Below are 9170 nucleotides of genomic sequence, written 5' to 3' on the forward strand. Positions count from 1 at the left end.
ATACGTAATTTTAGGGGGAGAATGATGAGAGAACGAGCACAGATAGAAACGATTATTCGAAATATAGAAAAAGTAATGATTGGAAAAAAAGATATTGCGGAACTTGCAGTAGTTGCATTATTAGCGCAAGGACATGTGTTATTAGAAGACGTACCCGGTGTAGGTAAAACGATGATGGTGCGGGCGCTTGCCAAATCTATTGGAGCAGATTTTAAAAGAATTCAATTCACACCGGATTTATTGCCTTCGGACGTATTAGGGGTTTCTATTTACAATCCAAAGGAAATGGAGTTCGAGTTTAGACCTGGACCTATTATGGGGAATATAGTGCTTGCGGATGAAATCAATCGTACATCCCCAAAAACGCAATCTGCGCTACTAGAAGGGATGGAAGAAGCTTCCGTTACCATTGATGGAGTGACTATGCCGATTCCAAGACCATTTTTTGTAATGGCGACACAAAATCCGATTGAACATGAAGGGACCTACCCGTTACCAGAGGCCCAATTAGATCGTTTTTTACTTAAGTTAAAGATGGGTTATCCGCATCCAAGCGAAGAAATTGAAGTATTAAATAGATTAGAACATGCGTCACCGATTGATACATTGGTGCCTGTCATTTCTCTAGAAGAGTTAATCGAACTTCAGAAAAAGGTGAAGCAAGTAACAGTAGATGAAACAATAAAGAGCTATATCGTTGAACTATCTAATCGTACAAGACAGGATACATATATTTATCTAGGAGTAAGTCCACGTGCATCTATTGCATTAATGCGCGCGTCGCAGGGTCTTGCGTTGCTTCATGGTAGAGACTATGTAAACCCAGATGATATTCAATATTTGATGCCTTATGTTTTTGGACATCGTGTCATCTTACGCCCTGAGGCACGTTATGATGGAATTTCCTCTGAAGAGGTGCTTGCACGAATTGTGAAGAGGACTCCGGTTCCTATTAAGAGGAAAATAAGTCAATGAAGCATTTGCTCAATCGATGGCACAAGATTCGAGGGGTAGTAGGCGTTCTATTCCTCATAGTAGTAGCTTTTGTGTATGCAATGTTTCAGGGAGGGTTTGTTAGCTGGTTTTTGTTTTATTTGATCGTCCCTATTTCTTTATATTCGTTGTTATTATATATGAATTCACTGAACGATATCGTTGTGGAACGAATAATTGAAACAGGTAAAGTTCAAAGTGGTGGAAGGTTTTCAGCAACTATTCAGGTGACGAGAAAAAGTCGTTTTCCACTAATGTACGTTCAAATGGAGGAAAAAGTAAGCTCTTCTCTTGCTACAGAAGCTTCATGGAAACAGCTTACCTTTTGGGGCATGAAAAAAGAATTTAGATGGACTTATGAAATAGAGCATATTCCACGTGGTGAGCATGTTTTAGAAGGGACAAGCATTGTAGTAAGCGATTTATTTGGTTGGGTGAAAAAAGAAGTATTTGTAACAAATTCTAAGACAATTCTCGTATTTCCAAACTTGACTGAGATGGTCTACATTCCAATTGAAACGAGATATGACCAAGGAGCAGCTGCTTCTAGAATTCAAGCTATGAAAGATACATCAATGGCAACTGGCGTTAGATCATACCAATCGGGTGATCGTGTATCATGGATTCATTGGAAGTCTTTCGCCAGAACACAAACACTAAAAACAAAAGAATTCGAAGATCGTCAATCCCAGGATATGTTCGTGGTGATGGACCGAACGCCTTCTCCTCTGTTTGAGGAAGTGGTCGACTTAACAGCCTCAATGATGCAAGCAATTGTAAAGCATCAGGCATCCTCTGCATTTCTCTCGGTTGGAGAGGAACGATTGTTCTTGCCTGAAGTTCAAACTGACCAGCATCTTCAACGAGTGCTATATCATTTAACAAAGGTAAAAGACGATTTAACGAAGCCACTAGAGCAAGTAATTTTGCATGACCGATCATTATCCAATGCGACAACTCTTTTATATGTGACTAGTAGTCTAACTTATGAATGGATGGATAATGTACAAAAAAATGCAACAAACTTACGAGCGTGTACTTGTTTTGTCATAAAATCCAAAAATGAAAAAAATACGAGTGAAGAGAATGCTATGTACAAGTATGCAGCAAGTAGAGGTTTTCAAGTACAGTCGATTACGAAAGATCGCTTTGCCCAAGCCTTTTTGGAGGTGAAACGTTCATGAGTAACAAAGTGCAGCAAACAATAATATCTATACTTATTTATTCTTTTGTTTTTATCTTAATGATGGAATGGTTAAAACCAGTTATCGAGTTAACGAGTACAGGTTTTTTAAGCTTATTTGGTTGGTATTTAGTAATCTCCTTTTTGTTTTATCTTATAAAATTGAAATGGGTATATGCATTTCCTGTTAAGTTAGTATTTATTTGTTGGGTAATTATACATATCTATACAGATCTATCTTTCTTATCAATAGAGGCATTGAAGTTTATTTGGGGGATGTTCGTAGGAAATATCGCTTCTCTTATAAGTCAAGATTGGGTACAGGCGACAGACCCCTTCCGAACATTTTTATTTTTCATTTTATTATGGATGACTACGTATCTATTAAACTATTGGATACGAGTACGTAAAAACTTAATGTTATTCTTTTTGTTTACCGTTTTATTTATAACAATCTTAGATACATTTAGTCCATATAGTGGAGAGAAAAGTATTGTTACCGTGTTAATATCTGGCTTCCTCATTTTGGGCTTATTATATGCTCAAAAAATGTTATCGGGGCATGAGAAAATACATGGTGCATTTATAGTAGCAAGTATTGGAAGTTTGTTAAGTATTATAGTTATTAGTAGTGCCCTCGCTTACGTTTTGCCAAAAGCAGGTCCTAGTTGGCCAGATCCAGTGCCTTTTCTATTATCGACCAGTCCAAATGCAGATAATAGGGAAGATGGAAAAGGTGTTGGTGGAGGAATACAAAAAGTCGGCTATGGAGAAAATGATGAGCGCTTGGGAGGAGCCTTTGCGAGCGATGATACTCCCGTATTTTATGCGACTAGTCCAACGAAGCAATATTGGAAGATTGAAACGAAGGACATGTATACTTCTAAAGGCTGGGTAAATTCAGCAACAGAGCCTCCAAGCCTTTCGAACTACGGGTTGGGAGAACCGATTCAATCTGATATTGCACCTGGGACAGAAGGTGAGTCGTTAATAGCTAGAATCTATATGTCTCAACCGTATCCTTTTATCATGCAGCCTTATGGAATCGAGCGGGTTGACTCAATGGAGCCTATTTCTTTAAAAATGAATGAAAGAAATCAAAAACTATATACATTTAATGGAGACAATGAAGTACCTGTTGGAACCTATGAAGTAACCTATAACGAGCCAATCTATAGCTTAAAAGCACTTAGGGATACGGCGCCTGCAAACTTAGAAGGATTGTCTAGTGAATTCGATCGCTATTTGCAGCTTCCAGAAACATTACCTTCAAGGGTAAAGGATTTGGCAACTTCTATTACTGCAGATACCGATAATTTATATGATAAGGCAAAAGCAATTGAACGCTATTTCCGATTAAATGGTTTTAGCTACAATCAGGATTTGGCGGCAGTTCCAGAAGGTGATACCGATTATGTCGATCAGTTTTTATTTGATACGAAGGTCGGCTATTGTGATAACTTCTCCACTTCGATGGTTGTATTGTTGCGTTCGGAAGGAATTCCTGCACGTTGGGTGAAGGGGTTTGCACCGGGAGACGTAGTTGAACGTGATAATGGAGTTCCAGTTTATGAAGTGACAAACAATAATGCACACTCATGGGTAGAAGCTTATTTTCCAGGTACTGGATGGATGACATTCGAGCCTACAATTGGATTTACGAATGCTGTCAATTTAAATTATGATATAGACAATGAAAAAGATGAGTTGGAAACACCGGAAAATACACCTAAGGAGACTCCAGAAAAGCCTCAAGCTGAAAAAGATAAGAAGGAAGTTTCCAAAGGTTTTACAGAAATCATGAGTAGCTTTGCTAAATGGATTTCTAATAACAAAGCACCTATATTATGGACACTACTCGGTTTAGTATTGCTTTCTATGCTAGCCTATCGTTATCGAAGAAAGTGGTTATCCAAAGTGTTAATACCGGTGAGCCGAATGCGGAAAAACGACTGGGATACATTTGAAAAAATGTATCATCAGCTATTGAAACAATTAGATGCATATGGAATGAAGAGAGAGCAAGGACAGACGCTATCTGCTTATGCAAAATATGTAGATTCTGGCTTTGGAGAAACACATATGCGTAAATTAACAGATGCATATGAAAAAGGCTTATATGGTAATAATCGAGAGGGCATAAATTATGAGTCGATGAGAGAAAGTTGGGAATATTTAATCAATCAGCTTAGCGGTTGATTTTGAGGGCAACTACCTGTAAACTAAAGTCAAATTAAATGACCAATGTTGCCCTCGTATATGTCCGATAATATGGTTCGGATGTTTCTACCAAGTTGCCATTAACAACTTGACTATGAAGGTGAATGCAGTCATGTCTTTTTTAGGCATATGCATTCACCTTTTTGATGTAGAGAACATAAACGCGTAGAAAGAGGAGGTATGCTTTCTTACGCGTTTTTTTATCATTCTATTAGATTGAGGGTACGTTTGGATTATTATCAGAAGAGGTGGAACTAATGACTTTAACACCATTATTAAAGGAACAAGAAAAGATAGTTGTTTTGGATTTCGGTAGTCAATATAACCAACTAATTACACGTCGTATTCGTGAATTTGGTGTTTACAGTGAACTACTGCCACATACAGTTACAGCAGAAGAATTGAAAAAAGTAAATGCAACAGGGATCATCTTCTCAGGCGGACCTAATTCAGTTTACGATGAAAATGCATTCCATATCGATTCTGCAATCTATGACTTAGGTGTTCCAATTTTAGGTATTTGCTACGGTATGCAGCTAATGTCTCAGCATTTTGGTGGGAAAGTAGAAAAAGCTTCTCATCGCGAGTATGGGAAAGCGGAGATCAATGTGAAAAACGCAACTCCTTTATTTGGACAACTTCCAGAAAACCAAGTCGTTTGGATGAGTCACGGAGACCATGTAACAGTTGCTCCTGAGGGTTTTGAAGTTATTGCAACAAGTCCATCTTGTGAAGTAGCTGCAATGGCAAACGAAGCAAAAAATTTCTATGCTGTACAATTCCATCCTGAAGTTAGACATTCTATTTATGGGATTGAGTTAATACGTCAATTCGTATTTGATATTTGTCATGCTAAAGGTGACTGGTCCATGGAAAGCTTTGTAGAGATGCAAATCCAAAACATTCGCCAAGAAGTTGGGGATAAAAAAGTTCTTTGTGCACTAAGTGGTGGAGTCGATTCTTCAGTAGTTGCGGTACTAATCCATAAAGCAATTGGAGACCAACTAACATGTATGTTTGTGGACCATAACTTAAACCGTAAAGGTGAAGTAGAGCAAGTAATGAAGACTTTCACAGAAGGTTTTAATATGAATGTTATTAAAATTGATGCTCGCGAACGTTTCATGAACAAATTAGCTGGGGTTTCAGATCCAGAGAAAAAACGCAAAATTATTGGGAATGAATTTATATACGTATTTGACGAGGAAGCTTCTAAGTTAGACGGTATGGATTTCCTAGCACAAGGTACGCTATATACAGATATTATTGAGTCTGGAACTGCAACAGCTCAAACGATTAAATCTCATCATAATGTTGGTGGATTGCCAGAAGATATGCAGTTCAAACTAATTGAGCCACTTAAAACATTGTTTAAAGACGAAGTGCGTGCATTAGGATTAGAACTTGGTATTGATGAAAAAATCGTTTGGCGTCAACCTTTCCCAGGACCTGGTTTAGGAATTCGGGTATTAGGTGAAATTACTGAAGAAAAGTTAGAAATCGTTCGTGAATCTGATTTCATCCTTCGCGAAGAAATCGCCAAAGCCGGACTTGATCGTGATATTTGGCAGTACTTCACAGTTCTTCCAGACATCCGCAGCGTTGGTGTAATGGGTGATGCACGTACATATGATTACGCAATCGGTATCCGTGCAGTAACCTCTATTGATGGAATGACTTCTGACTGGGCACGTATCCCATGGGACGTTCTAGAGAAAGTATCTGTTCGTTTAGTCAATGAAGTGTCTCACATCAACCGCGTACTGTATGACATTACGAGTAAACCACCAGCTACGATTGAGTGGGAATAGGACCAAACACTAAAATCTTATATCAAGGATTTAAAGGTTATGAGTGATCGTTTCAAAATAGGACTTTCCTTTATTCATGTAATTCATGATTAAAGGGAGGTCTTATTTTATGTTCTGAATCATTGAACCGAAGGAAGGTTTCAAAATGAATCAGGAAACTGTATTATGTAGAGATGTGTATTAAAGCATTGGAGTTGATTCATATGAAGAAGTACATTCAGTACCGTAAATCTAATCTTTAGATTAGTGTTAAGCTAATAGGGTTTAATTCCGTAAAATAAGGTATATTATATTTGTTGAATAGATTCTCTTTACAGACAAGAAAAGTGGGTGAACAAAGTGGGAAAATATCTTTTGGATAATAAAGGTCAGGCAGCTGTGGCAAGTTATCATGAAAAAAACAAGCCTGCCAAATTTGATAAAAAGCAGCAGCTAGAAAAAATACGGGCAGAGTATTTGAAAAAGAAACAAAACCAAACGGAAAAATAATATAAATGAAAACACAGGAGGGTAAACCTTTTCCTGTGTTTTTCTTATTCCAGTTATTGGAGATAGAGTTATTTGAATTTATAAATGGATAATAGTCTTTCAGTTTTTAATATAATACATACTCCTTCTATTTAAAATGGAAATTACTAATTAGCTCTTGATTACAGTAGTAAGTATGAGGAGTATTTGAATTAGTAAGAAATACTAGAAATGTCATAATGACGAACTATATTAAGTTTTTATATAAAAACGTTCGGATTTAGTATTGATTTTCTAAAATAATGATGTTATATTACATATATAATTTAATATGTCGTCGTATAACGTTGGGAATAAGGCCCAAAAGTCTCTACCGAATCACCGTAAATGATTCGACTACGATTAAGAGGAAGAAGGATAATTCTTCCCTTACTTGAGATACTAAAGCATACGACTGATTTACTAGTCGTATGCTTTTTTCTGTTATACAGACAATAACTGGAGGAAATCATGAAAAAGTATTTTCAGTTTGAAGAATTAGGGACTAATTACCGCAGTGAAATTATTGGAGGGTTAACAACTTTCCTAGCTATGGCGTATATTCTTATAGTAAACCCGATGATCCTTTCGCTTGATGGGATAGAGGGATTACCAGATTCCATGCATATGGATAAAGGTGCAGTATTTACAGCTACTGCTCTTGCAGCAGGTCTTGGTTCTATATTAATGGGAGTACTGGCGAAATACCCAATTGCACTAGCACCAGGTATGGGATTAAACGCATTTTTTGCTTTTACAGTAGTACTAGATTTTGGAATCTCATGGCAAATTGCTTTAACTGGCGTTTTTGTAGCAGGAGTAATCTTTATACTTCTATCGTTAACTGGCATTCGTGAAACAATTATAAACGCAATTCCAACCGAACTAAAGTATGCAGTGGGTGCTGGCATTGGTTTGTTTATCACTTTTGTAGGTTTGCAAAACTCTAAGATTATCGTAAGTGATCCTTCTGTAATTGTTGGTTTAGGAGATTTAGCAGACCCTAACATATTATTAACGATTTTTGGGCTTGTTATTACAGTAATTATGATGGTGAAAGGCGTTAAAGGTGGAATATTCTACGGAATGCTGATTACGGCAATCGTTGGTATGATTTTCAGTCTAGTGCCACTACCATCCGGAATCGTAAGTAGTATTCCAGATGTAAGCCCAACATTTGGAGCTGCACTTGATCCAATTTTTAATGATCCAACTTCTTTATTAACTACACAATTCTTAGTTGTAGTGCTTACTTTCTTATTTGTAAACTTCTTTGATACAGCTGGAACATTGATATCTGTTGCTAACCAAGCGGGATTAATGAAAGGCAATAAATTACCACGTGCTGGTAAAGCGTTACTAGCAGATGCAATAGCTACTACAGCTGGAGCAGTAGCGGGTACTTCCACTACTACTAGTTATGTAGAATCAACAGCTGGTGTTGCAGCTGGGGCGCGTTCAGGTTTCGCGGCAGTAGTAACGGGAGTGCTGATGTTATTAGCATTATTCTTCTATCCAATATTAAGTGTAGTTACTTCTTATGTAACGGCGCCGGCGTTAATAATAGTTGGGGTATTGATGGTTTCTGCTTTAGGAAATATAGAGTGGAAAAAATTCGAAGTTGCAGTGCCTACGTTTTTCGTAATCATTGCAATGCCATTAACTTATTCTATTGCAACTGGTATCGCCATTGGATTTTTATTCTACCCAATTACAATGATCGTAGCAGGGCGTATTAAAGAAATCCATCCGATTATGTATGGTTTATGGGTTATATTCCTTTGTTACTTTATCTTCTTATAAAAATAGTAAAACAAGAGAGAAGCATTGTGCTTCTCTTTTTTGTTTCTTCTATATAGATGCACCTTATGATAAATTCATCTAACTTTACTAAACTTTGAAAACTAAAGAGGGTATTATCTCTTTGTTCTAACTTATTTTAATTAGAATCTTAAATATTATAATTAGGAATCTAGATAGATTTGAGTTTAAAGGAAGTGTCGTTATTTTCATAGAAACCTAGCGTTTAAAAGGGTTCCTATTAACTCTATTTAATTGTTGCATTTATCAGAAAAAAGTGTTATTATATTTTACACAACAACTTTACAAAAAGCTGTTGACGAAGGTAGCAAAAGGGTGTTAAGATACAAAGGTCGCTGAAACAAGACGACAACTTAAACAACATGAACATTGAAAACTGAACATGCAAAACGTTAAGAAACATAGCTTTCAACTAACTTGTTAGGATGAGAGCAAAACAATTTTTGACATCATTTAATGATGATGCCAGCAAAACAAAATGAGCTTTTAAACTAGTTCTAATTTGTTCGCTTTCGATGTGCTCTGCATACCGGAAGCGAACTATTATGGAGAGTTTGATCCTGGCTCAGGACGAACGCTGGCGGCATGCCTAATACATGCAAGTCGAGCGAATGACGAAGAAGCTTGCTTCTTCT

General features: G+C 37.0%; 6 protein-coding genes, 1 rRNA gene and 2 riboswitches. All 7 genes read left to right on the forward strand.

The window, feature by feature from the left end; all coding sequences use genetic code 11:
- Positions 1–24 precede the first annotated feature (24 nt).
- Positions 25–975, forward strand: coding sequence for an AAA family ATPase (locus BM260_RS15965; protein ID WP_093538343.1), 951 nt, complete (start codon positions 25–27; stop codon positions 973–975).
- Positions 972–2177 (forward strand): DUF58 domain-containing protein, encoded by a 1206-nt coding sequence (locus BM260_RS15970; RefSeq protein ID WP_093538344.1) that lies wholly within the window; start codon positions 972–974, stop codon positions 2175–2177. The genes BM260_RS15965 and BM260_RS15970 overlap by 4 nt, the downstream gene beginning before the upstream one ends.
- Positions 2174–4375 carry a transglutaminase domain-containing protein gene (locus BM260_RS15975; protein ID WP_093538345.1) on the forward strand — a complete coding sequence of 734 codons (2202 nt, stop codon included), beginning with the start codon at positions 2174–2176 and terminating at the stop codon, positions 4373–4375. Before BM260_RS15970 ends, BM260_RS15975 begins: the two co-directional genes overlap by 4 nt.
- 34 nt (positions 4376–4409) lie before the next feature.
- Positions 4410–4511, forward strand: a riboswitch (purine riboswitch).
- 142 nt (positions 4512–4653) lie between these two features.
- Positions 4654–6207, forward strand: a complete 1554-nt coding sequence (guaA, locus tag BM260_RS15980) for a glutamine-hydrolyzing GMP synthase (protein ID WP_093538346.1) — start codon at positions 4654–4656, stop codon at positions 6205–6207.
- 339 nt (positions 6208–6546) lie between these two features.
- A complete protein-coding gene (locus tag BM260_RS18520) occupies positions 6547–6696 on the forward strand; it encodes a hypothetical protein (protein ID WP_093538347.1) in 150 nt (49 codons plus the stop codon).
- Between the two features lie 296 nt (positions 6697–6992).
- A riboswitch (purine riboswitch) is annotated at positions 6993–7094 on the forward strand.
- Positions 7095–7185: 91 nt separating this feature from the next.
- Positions 7186–8517 (forward strand): NCS2 family permease, encoded by a 1332-nt coding sequence (locus BM260_RS15990; protein WP_093538348.1) that lies wholly within the window; start codon positions 7186–7188, stop codon positions 8515–8517.
- Between the two features lie 560 nt (positions 8518–9077).
- Positions 9078–9170, forward strand: a 16S ribosomal RNA gene (locus BM260_RS15995); the annotation flags it as partial.

Origin of the sequence: Psychrobacillus psychrotolerans, assembly GCF_900115805.1 — a bacterium.
GTDB lineage: Bacteria > Bacillota > Bacilli > Bacillales_A > Planococcaceae > Psychrobacillus > Psychrobacillus psychrotolerans.

Coding starts and splice junctions, on each gene's coding strand:
- BM260_RS15965 (WP_093538343.1), top strand. CDS start 25: ATGAGAGAACGAGCACAGATAGAAACGATTATTCGAAATATAGAAAAA.
- BM260_RS15970 (WP_093538344.1), top strand. CDS start 972: ATGAAGCATTTGCTCAATCGATGGCACAAGATTCGAGGGGTAGTAGGC.
- BM260_RS15975 (WP_093538345.1), top strand. CDS start 2,174: ATGAGTAACAAAGTGCAGCAAACAATAATATCTATACTTATTTATTCT.
- guaA (WP_093538346.1), top strand. CDS start 4,654: ATGACTTTAACACCATTATTAAAGGAACAAGAAAAGATAGTTGTTTTG.
- BM260_RS15990 (WP_093538348.1), top strand. CDS start 7,186: ATGAAAAAGTATTTTCAGTTTGAAGAATTAGGGACTAATTACCGCAGT.